This is a genomic window from Micromonospora sp. AMSO31t (assembly GCF_008868175.1).
Classification (GTDB): Bacteria; Actinomycetota; Actinomycetes; order Mycobacteriales; family Micromonosporaceae; genus Micromonospora.
In genome coordinates this window covers 1-18,797 of the sequence record NZ_WBKT01000003.1, presented here as the reverse complement: position 1 = coordinate 18,797, position 18,797 = coordinate 1, and the positions used below count along the sequence as shown (strand labels likewise).

Below are 18,797 nucleotides of genomic sequence, written 5' to 3'. Positions count from 1 at the left end.
CCGGCCTCGCCCGCCTACCCCGGTGTGCCGGCGGGCTCCGGCGGAATCCGCAGCACGAGCAGGGCGATGTCGTCGTCGCTGCTGGCGGCGAAGCGGGCCAGCAACTCGTCGCAGAGCTGCTCGGCGGTCGACCCGTGCCGGCCCGTGAGGCTCCGCACCAGCTCCGCCAACCCGTCGTCGATGATCGCGTCGCGCCGGTCGATCAGGCCGTCGGTGTACAGGACGACGGCGCTGCCGGGCGCGAGGGTGACCCGGTGGTCGCCGCGCGCGACGCCGGCCTGGACGCCCAGCAACATCTCCGGCGGCGTGCGCAGCAGGGTCGCGGTCCCGTCGGGGGCGACCAGGACCGGCGGCGGGTGTCCGGCGTTGGACCACGACAGGGTGTGTACGCCGGTGCGGGCCTGCTCCTCGTCCTGCTCCAGCCGGGCCAGGACCGCGGTCGTCAACGCGCTCACGCCCAGGCCCCGCGTCGTCGCCTCCAGGCCCTCGAGCACCCCGCCCGGCGGCTTCCCCACCGTGTACGCGACGCCACGGAGCACGTTGCGGATCTGCGCCATGGCCGCGGCGGCCTGCTGGTCGTGGCCCGCCACGTCCCCGATGACCAGGGTGAGGGAGCCGTCGGGCAGCAGGAAGGAGTCGTACCAGTCACCGCCGATCCGCGCGCGTTCCGCCGCCGGCTGGTAGCGGACCGCCACCTCGGTCCCGGGCGGCTGGGCGGGTGGGGTCAGCAGGCTGCGTTGCAGCCGCTCGGACAGGTCCCGTTCGAGGATCGCGACCCGCCGCTCGGCCTGGCGCGCCTGGGCCCGCTGCAGCGCCTGCGCTACCGTCGCGCCCAGCAGCCGCACGAACCCCACGTAGCCGTCGTCGAGGGGCAGGTGCTGGCTCAGCCGTGCCACCAGGACCGTCTCCGCGGACGGTGCCAGGCCCGGCAGGCGCATCCGCATCACGGGGACGTCGGCCATCGTCTCCAGCGCGAAGTCCCCGTCGCGGAGGATCGTCGACGGCAGCGCGGGCAGCGGTGGGTGACCGGCGTCGCCGCCGGCGTCCAGGACCAGGATGTCGACGTCCGGCAGGTCCTGCGGATCGGTGCGCAGCACCCGCAGCGCCAGGTCGAGGATCTCCGCCGGGTCCTCGATGCCGCTGAGGGCGTCGCTGAGCCCGACCAGCATGATCAGCCGCCGCTGGGACAGCACCTGCGTGGTGGTCTCCGTCGCGATGTCGATCACGCCCTCGGCCCGGCCGTCCGGATCGCGGACCGCGGAGTAGGAGAACGTGAAGAAGCACTCCTCGGGAAAGCCGCGCCGGTCCATGAGCAGCCGCATGTCCCGCGTCCAGGTCGCGCGCCCGGTCGACCGCACCGAGCGGAGCATCGGCCCGATGACGTCCCAGATCTCGGCGAACACCCGCGCCGCGGGGGCGCCGAGCGCGGCCGGATGCTTCTGCCCGATCAACTCGACGTAGGCCTGGTTGTAGACCATGACGAACTCCGGTCCCCAGAACAGCGTCACGGGGAACCGGGAGTGCAGGGTGAGGTCGACGGCCGCGCGCAGTGTGGGACTCCAGTCGCGCACCGGGCCCAGTGACGTGGATGCCCAGTCCACCGCGCGGTACGCCGTGCGCAGCGTCCCTGCCGGCGCGAACAGCTCATCCACCGCCCGACCATAGCCGCACCGTCGTACCGCGTCCGGCGTCGGCCTCAGGTGGTGCCCGCGCCCACGGCATCGTCCGGGCGGGGCTGCCGCCCGGGCGCCGGGCCCACCCCGGTCGGGTCGTCGCCCGTCGGGGACGGCCGGCGGGGCAGGCGAGCGAGTGCGGCGGCCGCCACGCCGAGGGCGATCGTGGCCGCGGCGCACAGCAGCAGCGTGTGACGGGCGCCGATCGTGGCTGTCAGCGGGCCGCCGAGCATGGTGCCCAGCGGCACCGCCAGCACGATCACCGCGCTGTAGGCGGCCAGGGCCTGCGGGAGCCTCGCGCCGGTGGTGCTGCGCTGGAACAGCGCCATCGACGTGGACGTGTAGGGGGCCCAGAGGAGGCCGGCCAGGGCGAAGGCCGGCAGCGAGAGGCCGACGGGCGCGTCCAGGCCGAGCGGCAGCATGGCGGCGCCGAACCCGACGACGATGCCGATGGTGGTGGGCCACAGCGGCCAGCGGCGCAGGTGACCGGTGACGAGACCGCCGAGGAGGGAGCCGGCGCCGAAAGCCGTGTAGTAGAGACCGAGGGTCGTCGCGGAGCCGTGCAGCTCCTCGGTGACCACGACGGGCATGGCCACGTAGAACGGGCCGAAGAGGAGGAAGAACCCGAACGTCAGGGCCAGCAGGCCGCGCAGGGTCCGGTGCTGGCGGATGACGCCGAGGCCGGCCGTGCGGGACGGGACGGCCTCCGTCGGGTCCGCGCGCGTGCCGCGGGGGAGGGCGAGGCGGTAGGTGAGGGCCAGCACGGCGAAGGTGAGCGCGTCGAGCGCGATGACCCAGACCGGACCGGCCGCGCCGATCAGGATGCCCGCCAGCGGGGGCCCGGCGATGGTGGCGGCCTGGCCCATGATGCCGAGCACCGCGTTGGCCGGCAGGTGATCCCGTTCGGGCAGGAGTTCGGCGATCAGCGCGTAGCGTCCGGCGGAGCCCCACGAGTGCAGCAGCGAGGACGCGGCGAGCAGGGCCACGTACAGGCCGATGGTGAGCGTCCCGGCAAGGTGTGCGGCGGGGATCGCCGCGAGCGCGCCGGCGCGCAGGACGGCGTCCCAGCCGGCGAGTTGCGCACCGCTCCGACCGGCCAGGCGCCGGCCGAAGGCGATGGTTCCGGCGGCGCTGGGGAGGGTGTACGCCGCCACCGCGACGGCTGTCCACGTGCCGCGCTGACCGTGGGGCGCGAGCTGCAACGCCAGCCAGGTCACCGCGACCAGGGCCATGCCGTCGCCCAGGGCGGACACCGCCAGCCCGGGCAGGACCCGGCGCAGCAGCGGATGGGTCACCACCGGCCAGTAGGGCGAGGAACGCGGAAATCGGGGCGTCGCGGTGTCGGGCGGCATGTCGCCACCCGACACGACGGGGGCGCCGCGCCACAACGAAATCGCCTGAGAGCAGAAGGTCTAGCGGATCGGACTCCCACCCGAAGTGGTGGCGCGCCAAGGCCGGATGTCGGCCTTGCGACAGGGTGACATACGCGCGAAGAGGATTGTGAAAAGCCGGTTACAAATGCGCGACGGCGGCCCCCGGAAAAGCGAGCGGCCGTTCAATGCGGAGCGCTTTTCCGACAGTTTCCGGGATCGCCGGGAAGCGTTCCTGACAGGTGTCTTCCCTGCTCAGCGTTCGTGTGGGAACCGGCAATGGTCGCACGCCGACCGAGCATCCGTAAATGGCTGAGTCCGCTTGGTAGCAGGAGGCCGGTGAATGGGATTCATCGCGCAGAATTCGAGGTCGACCGGGGAAATTGTCACCCCGGCGGCTCTCACCTCCAGGAGGTAAATCTCTATGAGTCCAATGACATCGGGCGGACGCGGGGGCACGGTCATGCGCCGTACCCTTTTCGCGTTGGCCGCCGCGATCGTCGCCACCGGCGCCCTCGGGACCCCGGCGATGGCCGAGGGCAAGCCCGTCACGCCGTCGACCCAGCCGGCCGAGGCGGTGCCGGGCGGGTTCGCCAGCTGGCGTGCGCTGTTCGCCGAGCAGGACCGGCTCAACGCGGCGGCCGGCGAGATCACGGCCGCCCGCGGCGAGGGCTTCGCCGGCGTGGTCGCCGCGCCGGAGGCCCGCAGGCTCACCGTCTACTGGAAGGGGCGGGTGCCCGGGTCGGTCCGTGACCTGGCCAAGCGGCTCTCCGTGCCGGTGAAGTTCAAGCCGGCCCGGTTCCACCAGCGCGAGATGGTCGCCGAGGCGCAGCGGCTCGCCGCCGACCCCCGGGCCGTCTCGGTGGCCGCCAAGGTCGACGGCAGCGGCCTCGCCGTGACCGTCACCGGCAAGGCGCTGGCGTCGGGCAAGCGGGACGTCCTGCGTACCGCGCGGCTGCCGCTCAGCGTGAGCACCACGCCGAACGCGACGCCGCTCAACCGCCAGAACGACTTCGCCCCGTACTGGGGTGGGGCGCGCTACTACGCCAGCGGCGGCTGCAGCACGGGCTTCGGGGTGTACTGGAACGACGCCCGGCAGATCCTCAGCGCCGGGCACTGCGGCTACAACGGCCAGGTCGCCTACGACGGCGGTGGCGTCACCAACACCATGGGGCCGATCATCAACGACTGGAACCCGCGGGACACCTTGATGATCCGGGTCGCGGCCGGCGGCCGGATCTACACCGGGCCGTACAACGCGGCCACCAGCATCGGGGTCGGCGGCGCCGCGTCGGACTACGTCGGCAACTACGTCTGCACCGGCGGCTCCTCCAGCGGTGAACACTGCAGCCTGCGGGTCGACGTGGTCAACCAGTTCGTCAACATCGGGTACGTGATCGGGCCGGTGACGCAGGCCAACCACATCGTCGCCGGGGGCTGCGCCGCCGCGCCGGGCGACAGCGGCGGGCCGGTGTACTCGTACCGGTCGGACGGCCGGGTCGACGCGCGCGGCACCGTCTCCGCCGGCGTGCTCGGCACGGCGGCCTGCCCCGGCGTGAGCCCCAACGGCTCCCGCACCGTCTGGTACGCACCGCTGCTGCGGCCGGTGGGTGACGCGCAGATCGGGTCGCTGACCTACTACGGCGCCTCGCTCATCCAGGGCTGAGGCACCGACGCCGCGACGGCCGGCGTACCGCAGATCCGAACAGCGTGGGCCGGTCCATCCAGGACCGGTCCACGCCGCTGCCCGGCGCGGCCGGCGCCTCAGGCGGCCGTCAAGAAGCGGTTCCGGCCGGTTTCGCCCGCCGGGCGGCGCTGGCAGACTGGGTCGATGCCCGCCGCCGAAACGCCCGTTCCGCCCGTTCCCCGCCGCCGTACCCGGGCGCTCGTCGCGGTCGTCGTCGCGCTCGCCGTGGTGGCCGGGGTCGGCGCCTGGTCGCTGCGCGACCGGGTCGCCGGCACCGGTGGCGCGGCGGAACCGGGGAGCGCGGCCGCCGGCCCGGCCGGCGGTGGCCGGGACTGCGCGGGCCGGCCGACCCGGGCGACCCGCGAGCTGCGCGGCATGTGGATCACGACGGTGAACAACATCGACTGGCCGAGCCGGCGGGGGTTGCCGGCCGACGCCGCCCGGGCCGAGTTCCGCGGCTGGCTGGACCTGGCGGTGCGGCGCCACCACAACGCCGTCTTCGTGCACGTGCGACCGAGCGGGGACGCGCTCTGGCCGTCGAGCTACGCGCCCTGGTCGGAGTGGCTGACCGGGCGCCGTGACGGCCGCGACCCGGGCTGGGACCCCATGGAGTTCATGGTCGCCGAGGCGCACGCCCGCAACCTGGAGTTCCACGCCTGGTTCAACCCCTACCGGGGCGGCCAACCCGCCACCGTGGGCGGACCGGGCCCCCACCTGGACCAGCTCGCACCGACGCACCCGCTGCGGCGGCACCGCGACTGGATGGTGACCTATCCCAGCGCCGACAAGCCGGGCAGCCGCCTCTACTTCAACCCGGGCATCCCGGAGGCGCGCCGGTTCGTCGAGGACGCGATGCTGGAGGCCGTCCAGCGGTACGACGTCGACGGGGTGCACTTCGACGACTTTTTCTACCCCTATCCGGAGGCCGGGCAGGACTTCCCGGACGGCGCGGCGTTCGCCCGCTACGGCCGGCGGTTCGCCGACCGGCACGCCTGGCGCCGGGACAACGTGAACACCCTGGTCCGGGAGATGAGCGAGCGGATCAAGGCGATCAAGCCGTGGGTGAAGTTCGGCATCAGCCCGTTCGGCATCTGGCGCAACAAGCGCACCGACCCGGCCGGCTCGTCCACCGCCGGCCTGCAGAGCTACGACGACATCTACGCCGACACCCGGCTGTGGGTACGCCGGCAGTGGCTGGACTACGTCGTGCCGCAGCTCTACTGGCACATCGGGTTCGGCAAGGCCGACTACGCCAAGCTGCTGCCGTGGTGGGCGGCCACGGTGCGGGGCACCCGGGTGCAGCTCTACATCGGTCAGGCCGACTACCGGGTCGGTGAGCGCGGCGCGTGGCGGGATCCGGCCGAGCTGGACCGGCAGCTCGCGTTGAACCGGCGGCACGGGGTGAGCGGGAGCGTGCACTTCAGCGCCCGGCAGGTGCGTGCCGACAAGCTCGGGGCGGTCAGCCGGTACAGCCGGGCGCACTACGCCGCCCCCGCGCTGCTGCCCCCGATGGCCCAGCTGCCGGCGGCGCCGCCACCCGCACCCGCCCTCAGCGGCGCGCGGCGTCAGGACACCGGCGGTGTGGCGCTGACCTGGCGCGGCGACGCCGTGAGCTTTGCCGTCTACCGCGTGGACGGTGGCGTCGCCCGGCTGATCGGCACCACCCGGAGCGGTGACTGGGTGGACACCGCCGCCCCGGCCGGTGGGCCGCTGACCTACTGCGTGTCCGGCCTGGACCGCAGCGGCAACGAGGGCGGGCTCAGCGCGCCGGCGTCCGTCGCGTGACGGTGGCGGGAGCCGGCGTGTCGGCCGCGTCGCGGTCCGCCGCCGCCGGCCCTGGGTCGTCGGGCGGCTGCGGCGGGTCGGGCGGCTGCGGCGGCGAGATCCAGGTGACCAGCACCACCGAGATGATCATGAGGAGGAACCAGGAGGCGAGCTTCGCCGGCGAGACCAGGTGCCAACCGCCCAGCTGGCTGGGGTAGAGCCAGGCGTTCGACCAGGTGGCGATGTTCTCGGCGAGCCAGATGAAGAAGGCGACGAGGAGGAAGGCCAGCAGCAGCGGCATGCGCCACCGGAACCGGAAGATGCGGAACTGCATGACGCAGCGCCCGAACACGAGCGCGACGGCGGCGATGAGCAGCCACCGCACGTCGACGACGTAGTGGTTGGTGAAGAAGTTGGCATAGATCGCCGCCGCCAGCAGCGCCGTCACCCAGCGCCTCGGATAGCGGGTGAAGCGCAGGTCGAACAGCCGGTTCACCCGGACCAGGTAGGAGCCGACCGCGGCGTACATGAAGCCGCTGAACAGGGGCACCGCGCCGACCCTCAGCAGCCCGTCGGAGGCGTAGGACCAGGAGCCCACCTCGGTCTTGAACAGCTCCATCGCCGTGCCGACGAGGTGGAACAGCACCACCACCCGCAGCTCGCGCAGGGTCTCCAGGCGGCCGGCCACCATCGCGACCTGGATGGCGACCGCCGCGAGCGTCAGGAAGTCGTTGCGGGCGAACGCCGGGTCCGCCGGGTACCAGAGGTGCGCCGCGAAGATGACCGCCAGCATCGCCCCACCGAACACGCACGCCCAGGCCTGTTTGAGCCCGAAGACCGCGAACTCGGTCAGCCAGCCGGCCGGACCGTGCCGGGGCAGCCGGGCGAGGATGGCGCGGGAGCGGGTGTCGATCGCGCGTTCGGCCGTGGTCAGGGCGGCCGGTCCGGACGGGTTGGGCATCAGCTGCGACGCTATCGCGCGCCCGCCGGGGCCGTCCGGGCCGTCCCGCGCAGCCCCAGCAGGGCGACCGCGGCCAGCACGATGACGGCGACGGCGTACTCCTCGGCGGTCCGGCGCAGGCCCCCGCCGTGGACCACGAGGAAGCCGGCGATCACCGTGGGCAGGCCGAAGCCGACGTAGGACACGATGTAGAGCAGGGAGAGCACGCTGGCGCGCTCGTGCGCCTCGACCAGCGGCGTGACGGTCTTGAGGCTGCCCTGGAAGCCGCCGCCGAAGCCGACGCCCCCGAACGCGAGGCCGACGAAGAAGCCGGCGATGGATTCCGCCCGGACCGACACCAGCGTGATGATCATGCCGATCACGAGCGCGGTGATGCCGGTGAGCATGACGGTCCGCGCGGGCCGGTCGCGCAGCACGAGGATGGCGACCGACCCGAAGACGGCGAAGACGAAGATGCTCAGACCCCCGGCCACGATCGAGGAGTTCATGAGCGCACGCACGAGCGCCGGGCCGAGCGCGGCGAAGAACCCCGCGAGGGCCCAGACGGCGAAGGCGACCGGCGCGACGACCAGCAGTGGCCCGCGTACCGCGCGGGGCAGCCGGATCTCCGGCCGCAGGCTCCGCAGCGCCCCCGATATGGGCGTGACCGTCTCCGGCATCAGCACGACCCCGACGCCCTGGATGAGCAGCACGACGAGCAGTACGACGTACACCAGGCGCGTCGGCGCGGGCAGGTACTGGACGAGCAGCGCGGAGAGCAGCGCACCGACCCCGGTCCCGATGCCCGGGGCGATCGAGTTGGCGAGCGTGCCGCGGGCACGGTCGATGTCGAGCATGGCGGCGGCCGCCGCGCCGGTGGCGGTGCCTGCCGCCAGGCCCTGCACGACGCGGGCGGCCACCAGCTCCGGTACGCCGCCGGCGAGGACGAAGATGACCAGCGAGACGATCTGGACCGCGATCGCGGCGAGCAGGACGGGGCGCCGCCCGACATGGTCGGAGAGCTTGCCGACGGTGAGCAGCGAGGCCAGCACCGCGACGGCGTAGACGGCGAACACCACGGTGGTGGTGATCGGCGAGAAGTGCCAGCGCGCCTGGTAGATCCCGTACAGCGGGCTCGGGGCCGTCGACGCGGCGACGAACGACACGATGATCGAGGCGAGCAGGACCACTGTGACGTTCGGCGTGAGGCGCTTCTGCTGCGGGGCGATGCTCATCGGGCGTGCTCCTCGGGTGAGCGGCGCGCGGGCGGGCTCAGGCGGACACGTCGACGGCCGCCGCGCCGACGACGGCCCGCTCGCCCTCCTGCTGCACGTAGCCGACCACCGACGCCTGCGCGGGATCGAGATCCGGCGGCACGGACAGGTCCACCCGGCCCTCCTCGGCGCCCAGGCCGACCGAGGTGAAGGCGCGTACCACGTTGTCCTGCCGCAGCCGGCGGCCGGCGTTCTCGCCCCGGGGCACGTCGTTCTCCAGGCCGCGCTCGACGACCGCCACGTGCAGCATGCCCCGCGCCGGCGGCCGCTGTGTCCGGTAGTCCACCACCACGTGCCCGCCGCCCGCGTCCCCGACCGACAGGGCCAGCGGCGTGAGGGCCGCGGTCGACAGCGCGGACGTGATGGCCTCGGCGGCCCGCCGCCGGTCGGAGCCCACGAACTCGGCGGTGCCGTTGATGACCATCTGCGGGGTGTAGAGGTGTCCGGTCCCGAAGGCCCGCGCGTACGCCTCCTGCCGGGCCGTGTACGCCCCGGCGGCGTACGGGTCGGGCCAACCCAGGTGGTCCCAGTAGTCGACATGGAAGCCCAGGGCGAAGACCGGCTCGCCCCGCTTGCGGGCGTCCCGCTCGATCTCGGTCAGCACCTCCTCGGCGGGCGGGCAGCTCTCGCAGCCCTGCGAGGTGAACATCTCCACGACGGCGAAGCCGCCGTTGCCGGCCTGGGGCGACCCGGTGGGCGAGAGGTCCGTCATGGCGTGGCTCCTGGCGTCCGTCGGTCCTGCTGGCGGCACTCCGATTCCCGTTGCGGCCCGGACCATGCGCCGACGTCCGTCCCGCGTCAGGTCGGCGCCGTGTCCAGCGCCGCCAGGAAGTCGTCGACCAGGTCGGCCGTGTCCTCGATGCCGGTGGACACGCGGACCAGGCCCTCCCCGATGCCGGTGGCCGCCAGCTGGCCGGCGTCCACGATCCCCGCCCACATCGACCGGGGATGCACCACGAGGGTGCTGACGCTGCCCAGGCTGGCCGCGCGCTTGGCGAGACCCAGACCGGCGAGCAGGGCGGCGGCCCCCGCCCGGCCCGCCGCGAGGTCGACGCCGAGCACCCCGCCGAAGCCGGTCATCTGCCGGCGCGCGAGATCGTGCTGGGGGTGCGACGGCAGCCCCGGGTAGCGGACCCGGGCGACCGCCGGGTGCCCCTCCAGCGCCTCGGCCAGGGCGAGCGCGTTGGCGTTGTGCCGCTGCACCCGCAGCGGCAGCGTGCGGATGCCGCGCAACAACAGCCAGGCGTCCACCGGGCCGAGCGTGCTGCCGGTGACGATCGAGGTCCGCCACACCCGCTCGACCAGCCCGGCGGGGCCGACGACCACCCCGGCCGACACGTCGGAGTGACCGCCGAGGAACTTGGTGCCGCTGTGCCAGACCAGGTCCGCCCCGGCGCTCAACGGGCGCTGGTTGACCGGCGTGGCGAAGGTGTTGTCGACCACCACCAGCGCGCCCGCCGCGTGCGCCGCGGCGACCACGGCCGCCAGGTCGGTCAGCTCCAGCAGCGGGTTGCTCGGCGTCTCGACGAGCACCAGGCGGGTCTCCGGGCGCAGCGCCCGGTCGAAGGCCCCGCTGTCGGTCTGGTCGACCTGGGTGCAGGACACCCCGAAGCGCGCCAGCAGGCCGGTGGCCAGCGAGGTGGTGCCGCCGTACGTGCTGCGCTGCACCACCACGTGGTCGCCGACCGAGAGCAGGGCCAGGGTGATCGTGCTGATCGCGCCCATGCCGGAGGCGGTCACGAGGCCCGTCTCCGCCCCCTCCAGCTCGGCCACCACGGCGGCCACCTGGGCGTGGTTGGGGTTGCCGTAGCGGGTGTAGAAGACGCTGCCCCGGGCCTCGGTGGCGATCTCGGTGAACCGCTCGTCGGACTCGGCGCTGAACGTCGCGCTCTGCACGATCGGTGGCGCCACCGCCCCACCGGGAACCAGGCCGTCGTCGCCGTGCACGGCGGCCGTGCTGAAGCCGGTCACGAGCGCGCCACCCGGTCCACCAGCGCGCCGAAGCTGCCGAGCGCCGCGAACTCGGGCAGCGTGAGGTCGCTGCCGTGGCGCTGCCGCAGCACGGTGACCAGCCGCAGGGCACGCAGCGAGTCACCGCCGGCGGCCAGGAAGTCGGTGGCCGGGTCGCGCGGCGCGGCCCCGAGCACCTCCTGCCAGGCCCCCGCCACCCGGGTGGCCCACTCGCCGCGCCCGTCGCCGGCCGCGGGCCCCGCAGGGGCGACGGGCGGCAGCGACGCGGCCGGGTCGGCGGTCAGCAGCCGGCGGAAGCCGTCGGCGAGCGCGTCCACCCGCTCGGCGGGAACGTGCCGGTGGTCGTACTGGACGGTGAGGGCCAGCCGGCCGGTCCCGGCGTCGAGTTCGGCGTCGACGGCGAGGCTGAACGCCACGTCGACCGTGATGCCCCGGCTGTCCACGATGCGGCTGCCGCCGTCGGCCGGCCCGTGCGGGAAGTGGGTCCAGTTGAAGAAGTGGTCGAAGCGGGGGCCGCCGCCGGCACGGACGATCTCGGCGAGCGGGAAGCGGTGGTGCCCCATCAGCTCCCGCTCGGCCCGCCACACCTCGGCGGCCAGCTCGGCCGGCGACCGGGTGCCCAGCGCCACGCTCACCGGCAGGGTGTTGAGGAACAGCCCGAGGGTGGCGTCACTGCCCGCACCCTCCGGCCGGCCGCCGACCACCAGGCCGCTGACCACGTCGTCCCGGCCGGCCAGCTCGCCGATCAGACGCAGGTGGACGGCGAGCAGCCAGGACTTGACCGGCACCCCGGCGGCCCGGGCCGCCTCGGCGACGACCTCGGTGGTGTCCGCCTTCAACGGCACCCGCTGGGTGGTGGTGGTCCGGGGCTGCGCCCCGCCGAGCAGCAGCGGCCGTACCGCGCCCGCGCCGTCCAGCCAGAACCGGCGGGTGACCGGGTCGGCCAGGGCGTGCCGCTCGGCCGCCACGTACTCCCGGAACGGCAGGCCCGGGTCGGCCGGGTGGGTCCGGCCGGCCCGCTCGGCGTCGTACGCGGCGAGCAGGCCGGTGAGGAACCGGTGCAGGCTCCACCCGTCGAGGATGCCGTGGTACTCGGCGACGACCAGCGTGAACGCCTCGGCGTCCTCCCGCACGGCGTGCAGCCGCAGCAGCGGCGGGCGGGCCCAGTCGAAGGGGCGTACCCGCTCCTCGGCCACCAGGTCGTCGATCCGCGCCCGGCGGACCTGCCGGTCGGCGCCGGCCAGGTCGGTCACCGGCACCTCGACCGGCACGTCCGCGTGCACGAGCTGCAACGGCTCGGAGTAGGCGCCCAGCGCGAACCCGGTCCGCAGCACCGGGTGGGCGGCCACCAGCCCGGCCAGCGCGCGGCGCAGCGCCGCCGCGTCCAGGGGCGCGGCGACCCGGTGCGCGGTGACGTTGTGGTACATGGCCGGGTCGCCGGTCAGCTCGCCGTGGTAGACCATGCCCTGCTGGAGGGCGGTCATCGGGTACGCGTCCGCGAGCCCGTCGGGCAGCCGCTCCCGGTCGGCGGCGGCCACCAGGGCGAACCGCCCGGCCTCCACCGCGCCGGGCCCGGCCTCGACACCGTCGACGGTGAGCCGCCCGTGCGCGACCAGCTCCCGGATCGTCTGGTGGGCGAAGATGTCGTTGAGCTGGAAGGACAGCCCCCGCTTCTGCGCCGCCACCTGCATCTGGATGCTGCGGATCGAGTCGCCGCCCAGGGCGAAGAAGCTGTCGGTCACCCCGAAGTCCGCCACCCCGAGCACCTCACGCCACGCCTCGACCAGGATCTCCTCGGCCCGGTTGGCGGGCGAGACGCCCTCGCCGGCGCCGGGCCGGCCCAGGCGGGGCGCGGGCAGCGCCGCCCGGTCGAGCTTGCCGTTGCGGGTCAGCGGCAGCTCGTCGACGAGCACCACGGCGGCCGGGAGCAGGTGGGCGGGGAGCCGGTCGGCCAGCCAGCCGGGCAGCCGCTCCGCCAGCGGGCCGGCCGCCGGTGCGGCCGGCGTGACCACCGCCGGGCGCGGGTCGGCGGCGTACTCGGGGCGCACGGCGTGCAGGGTGTGCCGGTCCGTGCCGGCCAGCAGGTCGTCCTGCCGGGTGACCACGGTGAAGCCGCGCGCCTCGAAGAACGCGACCAGCTCGGCCAGCCGGCCCGCGGTGTCGGTGCCGGGCGCGTCGTGCACCTCCATGGCGACCTGCGCGACCAGCGGCCAGTGCCGTTCCTCCAGCCCGGCCAGCACGTCGGCCTCCGCGCGCTGTACGTCGATCTTGAGCAGGTCGATCCGTTGCGGGGCGAGCTCGTCCAGGACGGCCGACAGCGGCCGGACCGGCACGGTGAGCCGCCGGCCGGCGAAGCGCTCGGCGAGCAGCTCGTCGACCCGGCCGAGCAGGACGTCCCGCTCGCCCGCGCCCGCGTTCCGCTCGTTCGTGAGGTACCGCTTGATCACCGCCACCTCGGCGTCCGCGTCGGCGTACGCGGCGTGGCCGGACATCATCGAGTAGCCGGGGTAGTAGGTGAAGCACACCTCCCCGGCCGCCCGGGACAGCCCGAACCCGTGCACCGTGGCCGGCACGCCGAACTCGGCGACGTTGCTCCGCAGCACGTCGACCACCGACGGCACCGGCTCGAACGCGTGGATGGTCGCGTCCGGGCAGACGGCGTGGACGAAGAGCGAGAACATGCCGATGTTCGCGCCCACGTCGAGCACGGTCGCCCCGGGCCGCAGCACGATGCCGTCGCGCAGGTAGACCTGCTGGACGAAGATCTCGTCGTACAGGTAGCGGGTCTCGTGCGGGTTGACCCCGGCGATCCGGTCCACGTCGACGGTCGGCGCCGGGCCGGCGCCGGGCCGGACGTAGGCGACGAGGCGGTCGCCGTATCCGTCGTCGTCGCGGGCGACCACGGCGGCGTCGGCCACCTCGGGGTGCCCGCGCAGGACGGCGGCCACCTCGCCGGGCTCCACCCGGAACCCGTGGATCTTCACCTGGTCGTCGAGGCGTCCCAGGTAGCGCAGCCGCCGGTCGGCGTCGAGGCGCACCCGGTCGCCGGTCCGGTAGACCCGCGCGGTCCCGGTGGGCAGGCCCACCTCCGGGAAACGCCGCGCCGTGGCCTCCGGGTCGCCCAGGTACCCGTCGGCGAGCTGCGGGCCGCTGACGCAGAGTTCCCCGGCCACGCCCGGCGGCACCGGCCGCAACCGCTCGTCGAGCACCCAGACCGCGACGCCGGGCAGCGGCCGGCCGATGGTCGGCGCGTCCCCGGCGCGGATCTCGGCCACGCTGGTGTCCACCGTGCACTCGGTCGGGCCGTACAGGTTGACCGCGCGGACGCCGGGCAGCGCCGCCACGGTCTCCCACAGGTCCGGCGGGACGGCCTCGCCGCCGAGCAGCAGCAGGCCGGGCAGCCGGGTGTCCCCGGCGCCGGCGAGCAGGATGCGCAGCTGGGCGGGGGTCAGGTCGAGCACGTCCACGTCGTTCGCGGCCAGGGCGGCGGCGAGCGCCGCGCCGTCCCGGCGGACCTCCTCCGGCACCAGGTAGAGGGCGCGCCCGTGGCCGAGCTGCACGAGCTGCTTGACCGAGGCGTCGAAGGTGAGCGGGGCGTTGACCGCCACCCGCAGGCCGGGGCGGCTGCCCGCGTACACGGTCTGCTCCAGCGCCCCGGCGAGGTGCGTGGCGGCGCCGTGGGACACCCGCACCGGGCGGGGCGTTCCCGTGGAGCCGGAGGTGAAGATCACGTACGCCGGGTCGGCCGGGACCGGCGCCGCGGGCGGCGGGCCGCCGGCCGCGACCAGGTCCTCGACGGTGACGGTCGCCGGGCCGCCGGCGCCGACGACGACCTCCGCGTCCACCGCCCGGAGCTGGGCGGCGAGACGCGACGGCGGGGCGTCCGCGTCCAGCGGCACGAACACCGACCCGGCCCGCAGCACGCCGAGGAAGGCCACGACGGTGTCCCGGGAGCGGGCGGCCAGCACCCCGACCGGCGCGCCGGCCAGGCCGCGCGCCGCGAGGGCGCCCGCCACCCGCGCGGCCCGCTCGCGCAGCTCACCGGCGGTGTACGCGCCGTCCGCGGCGACCACCGCCGGAGCCTCCCCGGCCATCCCGGCCAGGCCCGCGTCGAGCAGGTCCACGAGCGTACGCCCCGGCGCCTCGGACGCGGTGCCGGCCGCGTCGGCCAGCCAGCCGGCCTCCCCGTCGCCGAGCAGGGCCAGCGGGGCGTCCCCGGTGAGCGCGGCGGGCAGCGTGCGCAGGACCGCCAGCAGCGCGTCGAGCAGCCACTGCCCCCCGACCACGCGCAGGGTGACCCGGTCACCGTCGGTCAGCGCGGTGAGCTGCGGGCCGGCGACCGGAGCGGGGTCGGCGACCGTCACCGTGGCGGCGCCGAGACCGGTCACCGAGGACGGGTCCACGGCGGACCGCAGCGCGAAGGCGGCGACCGCCCCGGACTGCTCGTCCACCGGGTCGACCAGGTGGAACGTCTGGTCGGCGGCGGCCTCGGCGGCGCGGACGCCCGCCAGCAGGTCGGCGGGGGAGGCCGGCAGCGGCAGGGGCAGCCGGAGCGGGCCGTAGGCGCCCAGCGGGCCCACCACCTCCGCGGTGCCGTCGGCCTGCCGGCCGTCGCTCCACCGGGCCAGCACCAGGTCCGCCTCGTCGGCCCCGTCCGGCGCCTCGGCCCGCCGGGACACGGCGAGGGCCCAGGCGGCGAGCAGCACGGTTCCCGGCTCCACGCCCGCGGCCCGCGCGGCGTCGGCCAGCGCGGCGGCGGGCACCGCCGCGGTGACGACCGCGCTCGGGTCGTCGCCGTGCGGGGTGACCAGCCGGGCGGCCGGCGCGGCCGGCCCGGTGGCCGGGGCCTGCTCCCGCTCCTCCAGCAGCCACTCGGCGACGTCGAGGAACTGCAACGCCTCCGGGTCCTCCGGCAACGCCTCGCCGGCGTAGGCCCGCGCCAGGTCGGCGAGGACCAGCCGCAGGCTGGCCGGGTCGGCGATCAGCGGGGTGGCGGCCACCTCCAGCGCGTCGTCGGTCAACGTGACCGACAGGTCGCCCTGCGCCCCGACCGTCACGGCGCGGGCGTCGTCCACGTCCTGCAACGGCACCCGCAGCCCGGGATGGTGCACCAGGGTCAGCCGGAGCGCCTCGTGGCGGGCCACCACCGCGTCCACGGCGGCCTGCAACCGGGCCCGGTCCAGCGGCCGGTCGAGCCGGACCCGCGCCCGGACCAGGTCCTGCTTCCCGGCCCAGGCCAGGCGCTGGATCGGCGACAGACGGTATCCGTTCACACCACACTCCGATTGACGTAGAGGTCGGACATGGCGACCAGGATCTGCCGGTCGCCGCTGAAGGGTTCCCGGCCGTGGGTGGCCAGGAAGTTGTCCACCACCAGCACGTCGCCGCGCTGCCAGGGCACCGAGACGGCGTGCTGCCGGTACAGCTCGCGGATGCCGGTGACCACCTCGTCGGGGATCGGCTCGCCGTCGCCGTAGTAGGCGTTGCGGGGCAGCCCGTCCGGGCCGTACTCGCGCAACAGGGCGCCGGACACCTCGGCCGGCATGTTGGAGACGTGGAACAGGTGCGCGTGGTTGAACCAGACCGTCTCCCCGGTACGGGGGTGCGTGGCCACCGCCTGCCGGCGGGCCCGGGTCCGCAGCCCGTCGGAGCCCAGCCAGGTGAACTCGGTCGCCGACGCGGCGCAGTACGCCTCCACCTCCGCCCGGTCGCTGGTCTGGAACGCCTCCTGCCAGGGCAGGTCCAGGTGCGGGCCGTAGTTGCGCACGTAGCTGACGCCGGCGCGGAGGAACCGCTCCCGCACGTCGGCCGGGATCAGCGGGGTGATGACCCGCTCGCTGGCCAGCGGGGTGGCCCCGCCGCTGCCGGTGGCCGGCTGCGCGCACCAGAAGTAGAGGTGCGTCGGCCAGTTGTGCGAGTACGACATCTCGTGGTGCAGCGGGATCCACTGCTCGGCGTTGAACTCGGTGGAGGTGAACACCCGGTCGGCGACCTCGTGCCGGGGCGCGGCCCGCTCCAGGTAGCCGAGCAGGTCCGGGCTGACCGCCCGGGCGGCCAGGCTGAAGTCGTCGGGGGTGCGCACCTCGAAGCCGCGGAAGAACACCGCGCCGTGACGGTCCAGGTCGGCCAGCAGCTCGCCGCGCCGGCCGGCGAGCCAGCCGGCCAGGTCGAGGTCGGGCACGGCCGCCTCGACGAGGAGCACGAACTCCTCGTCCACGAGGACCCGCCGGGTCACCGGCGCGGTGACCGTGCCGGTGGCGCGCCGCCGGGGCGCCGGCCCGCTCATGCCCGGCCTCCCGTCGCGACGGCCCGCAGCGCCTCGGTCAGCTCGGGCGCGGCGACCGGGTCGGACATCGCGGTGAGGATGCGGCGGGGCGGGGTGAACGGCTCCCGGGCGTGCGCGGCCAGCATGTTCTCCACCAGCAGCACGTCGCCGCGCTGCCAGGCGAAGGAACGGGTCTCCGCGGCGTACGCGGCCCGCAGCTCGGCCAGCACCGCGTCGGGGATGGGCGTGCCGTCGCCGTACGCGGTCTGGTAGGGCAGGTCCTCCTCGCCGAGCGCGGCCCGCAGGCCGGCGCTCACGTCGTCGGGCAGCGAGGTGACGTGGAAGAACAGCGCGTGGTTGAACCAGGTCCGCTCCCCGGTGACCGGGTGCCGGCGCACGGCCGGGCGGACCTGCCGGGTGCGCAGCTGCCGGTCGCCCACCCACTCCACGTCGATGAGCGCCCGCGCGCAGTACGCCTCGACGTCCTCGCGCCGCTCGGTCTGGAACGCGGTCTGCCAGGAGAGGCTGATGCCGGGCAGGTAGTTGCGCCGGTAGAGCACGCCCCGCCGCTCGAACTCGGCGATCGTCCCGGGGCGCAGCCGGGCCAGCACCCGGCGGCTGTCCGCGAGGGGGGTGCGCCCGCCGGCGGCCGGCTCGACCTCGCAGTGGAAGACGATCCGCAGTGGCCAGTTCACCGTGTACGACTGCTCGTTGTGCAGCACGATCGGCTGGTCGGCCGGGTGCTCGGTGGAGGTGTACACCCCCTCGGTGACCTGGCTGCGCGGTGAGGAGCGCTCGCCGTAGGAGAGCACGCCGTCGGAGAGGGCGGCCATCACCGCGCGGAAGTCGTCGGCGCCGGCCACGGCGAAACCGCGGAACAGCACCGCCCCGGCGCGCCGGGCCAGCTCGTCGACCTCGTCGCGGTGACCGGCCAGCCAGCCGGTCAGGTCGACGTCGGGCACGTTGGCCCGCACCAGCGCCGGCAGCGGCCCGCCGGGCCAGTCGGGGCGCACGTCCACCAGGTTCCGCTCGCGGCCGCGTCGGGGGATGGTCCGCGCGACCCGGTTCTGCTCAGTCATCTTCACTCTCCAGCGGTGTCGGCGCAGTCGGCGAGACTGCGCCGGGGGTCGGCGGCGGCGGTACGCAGCACCGCGCCGAACCGGCGGTGCCACGTGACCACGCCGTCGTGGTCGAACAGGTCGGTGCGGTAGGTCCAGAGGGCCGCCAGCCCGTCCCGCCGCTCGTCGAGCCAGAGGGTCAGGTCGAGCCGGGCGGTGTCCGGGGTCAGTTCCACGCCGCTGAACTCGACGCCGGCGGCGCTGCGGTGCCGGGCCGGCGGGGCGTTCTGCACCCCGAAGGCGACCTGGACGAGGGGGTTGCGCCGCGGCCGGCGGGTGGGCCGCAGCCGCTCCACCAGCAGGTCGAACGGGACGTCCTGGTGGGCGGCGGCGAACAGGGTGACCCGGCGGGCCTCGGCCAGCAAGCTGGCGAAAGTGCGGTCGGGCGCCGGCCGCAGCCGCAGCGGCAGCGTGTTGACGTGGCAGCCGACGCTCCGCTCGGCGGCGACGCTGGTCCGGCCGGCGAAGGCGACGCCGACGAGCAGGTCGCGCCGGCCGGTGGCGGCGCCGAGCACTGTGGCGAACGCGGCCAGCCCGACCATGTGCAGCGTGGCCCGCCCGGTCCGGGCCAACTCGCGCGCCGCGTCGGCGGTGGCGGCGTCCACGGTGGTCCGGAGCGCGGCGCCGGGCGCCGAACTGGTCCGGGCCGCCCTCGCCGGAGCCGGGGACGGCGGACCGTGGTCGGCCCGGGTGGCGGTCGGCGGATCAGGCCGGTCCGGGGCGGAGGCCGGAGCG

Annotated in this window: 12 protein-coding genes; 2 read left to right on the top strand and 10 right to left on the bottom strand. The window is 75.1% G+C overall.

Annotation, left to right across the window (positions count from 1 at the left end):
- Positions 1 to 14: 14 nt before the first annotated feature.
- On the bottom strand, positions 15 to 1,652 hold the full coding sequence (locus F8274_RS01100; RefSeq protein ID WP_151460374.1) for a PP2C family protein-serine/threonine phosphatase: 1,638 nt from the start codon (positions 1,650 to 1,652) through the stop codon (positions 15 to 17).
- A 44-nt stretch (positions 1,653 to 1,696) separates the two neighbouring features.
- Complete coding sequence (locus F8274_RS01095; protein ID WP_151460373.1) at positions 1,697 to 3,025, bottom strand: MFS transporter; 1,329 nt, start codon at positions 3,023 to 3,025, stop codon at positions 1,697 to 1,699.
- Positions 3,026 to 3,527: 502 nt separating this feature from the next.
- Between F8274_RS01095 and F8274_RS01090 the strand changes: the two genes are divergently transcribed.
- Together F8274_RS01090 and F8274_RS01085 are read left to right on the top strand one after the other, a co-directional pair.
- Positions 3,528 to 4,709 (top strand): S1 family peptidase, encoded by a 1,182-nt coding sequence (locus tag F8274_RS01090; protein ID WP_192579651.1) that lies wholly within the window; start codon positions 3,528 to 3,530, stop codon positions 4,707 to 4,709.
- A gap of 165 nt (positions 4,710 to 4,874) precedes the next feature.
- A complete protein-coding gene (locus F8274_RS01085) occupies positions 4,875 to 6,515 on the top strand; it encodes a glycoside hydrolase family 10 protein (RefSeq protein ID WP_151460371.1) in 1,641 nt (546 codons plus the stop codon).
- On the opposite strand, the gene F8274_RS01080 is transcribed toward F8274_RS01085, so the two are convergent.
- The 8 genes from F8274_RS01080 to F8274_RS01045 all read right to left on the bottom strand — a co-directional run.
- A complete protein-coding gene (locus F8274_RS01080) occupies positions 6,490 to 7,455 on the bottom strand; it encodes a DUF817 domain-containing protein (RefSeq protein ID WP_151460370.1) in 966 nt (321 codons plus the stop codon). The two genes, F8274_RS01085 and F8274_RS01080, sit on opposite strands and share 26 nt — an antisense overlap.
- A gap of 11 nt (positions 7,456 to 7,466) precedes the next feature.
- Complete coding sequence (locus F8274_RS01075; protein WP_151460369.1) at positions 7,467 to 8,669, bottom strand: MFS transporter; 1,203 nt, start codon at positions 8,667 to 8,669, stop codon at positions 7,467 to 7,469.
- 37 nt (positions 8,670 to 8,706) lie between these two features.
- Complete coding sequence (locus F8274_RS01070) at positions 8,707 to 9,420, bottom strand: thioredoxin family protein (RefSeq protein ID WP_192579650.1); 714 nt, start codon at positions 9,418 to 9,420, stop codon at positions 8,707 to 8,709.
- A gap of 86 nt (positions 9,421 to 9,506) precedes the next feature.
- Positions 9,507 to 10,679, bottom strand: a complete 1,173-nt coding sequence (locus F8274_RS01065; protein ID WP_151460367.1) for a PLP-dependent aspartate aminotransferase family protein — start codon at positions 10,677 to 10,679, stop codon at positions 9,507 to 9,509.
- Positions 10,676 to 15,952, bottom strand: a complete 5,277-nt coding sequence (locus tag F8274_RS01060) for a non-ribosomal peptide synthetase (RefSeq protein ID WP_151460366.1) — start codon at positions 15,950 to 15,952, stop codon at positions 10,676 to 10,678. Before F8274_RS01060 ends, F8274_RS01065 begins: the two co-directional genes overlap by 4 nt.
- Complete coding sequence (locus F8274_RS01055; RefSeq protein ID WP_151460365.1) at positions 15,949 to 16,965, bottom strand: TauD/TfdA family dioxygenase; 1,017 nt, start codon at positions 16,963 to 16,965, stop codon at positions 15,949 to 15,951. Before F8274_RS01055 ends, F8274_RS01060 begins: the two co-directional genes overlap by 4 nt.
- Positions 16,962 to 18,023 carry a TauD/TfdA family dioxygenase gene (locus F8274_RS01050; protein WP_151460364.1) on the bottom strand — a complete coding sequence of 354 codons (1,062 nt, stop codon included), beginning with the start codon at positions 18,021 to 18,023 and terminating at the stop codon, positions 16,962 to 16,964. The genes F8274_RS01055 and F8274_RS01050 overlap by 4 nt, the downstream gene beginning before the upstream one ends.
- A 2-nt stretch (positions 18,024 to 18,025) precedes the next feature.
- Positions 18,026 to 18,797: condensation domain-containing protein (locus tag F8274_RS01045; RefSeq protein ID WP_151460363.1), on the bottom strand; the 772-nt coding region annotated here is incomplete at its 5' end.

What these genes read in the sequence shown, in the direction of transcription:
- F8274_RS01080 (WP_151460370.1), bottom strand. Translation starts at nt 7,455, where the DNA reads ATGCCCAACCCGTCCGGACCGGCCGCCCTGACCACGGCCGAACGCGCG.
- F8274_RS01085 (WP_151460371.1), top strand. Translation starts at nt 4,875, where the DNA reads ATGCCCGCCGCCGAAACGCCCGTTCCGCCCGTTCCCCGCCGCCGTACC.
- F8274_RS01070 (WP_192579650.1), bottom strand. Translation starts at nt 9,420, where the DNA reads ATGACGGACCTCTCGCCCACCGGGTCGCCCCAGGCCGGCAACGGCGGC.
- F8274_RS01095 (WP_151460373.1), bottom strand. Translation starts at nt 3,025, where the DNA reads ATGCCGCCCGACACCGCGACGCCCCGATTTCCGCGTTCCTCGCCCTAC.
- F8274_RS01050 (WP_151460364.1), bottom strand. Translation starts at nt 18,023, where the DNA reads ATGACTGAGCAGAACCGGGTCGCGCGGACCATCCCCCGACGCGGCCGC.
- F8274_RS01055 (WP_151460365.1), bottom strand. Translation starts at nt 16,965, where the DNA reads ATGAGCGGGCCGGCGCCCCGGCGGCGCGCCACCGGCACGGTCACCGCG.
- F8274_RS01075 (WP_151460369.1), bottom strand. Translation starts at nt 8,669, where the DNA reads ATGAGCATCGCCCCGCAGCAGAAGCGCCTCACGCCGAACGTCACAGTG.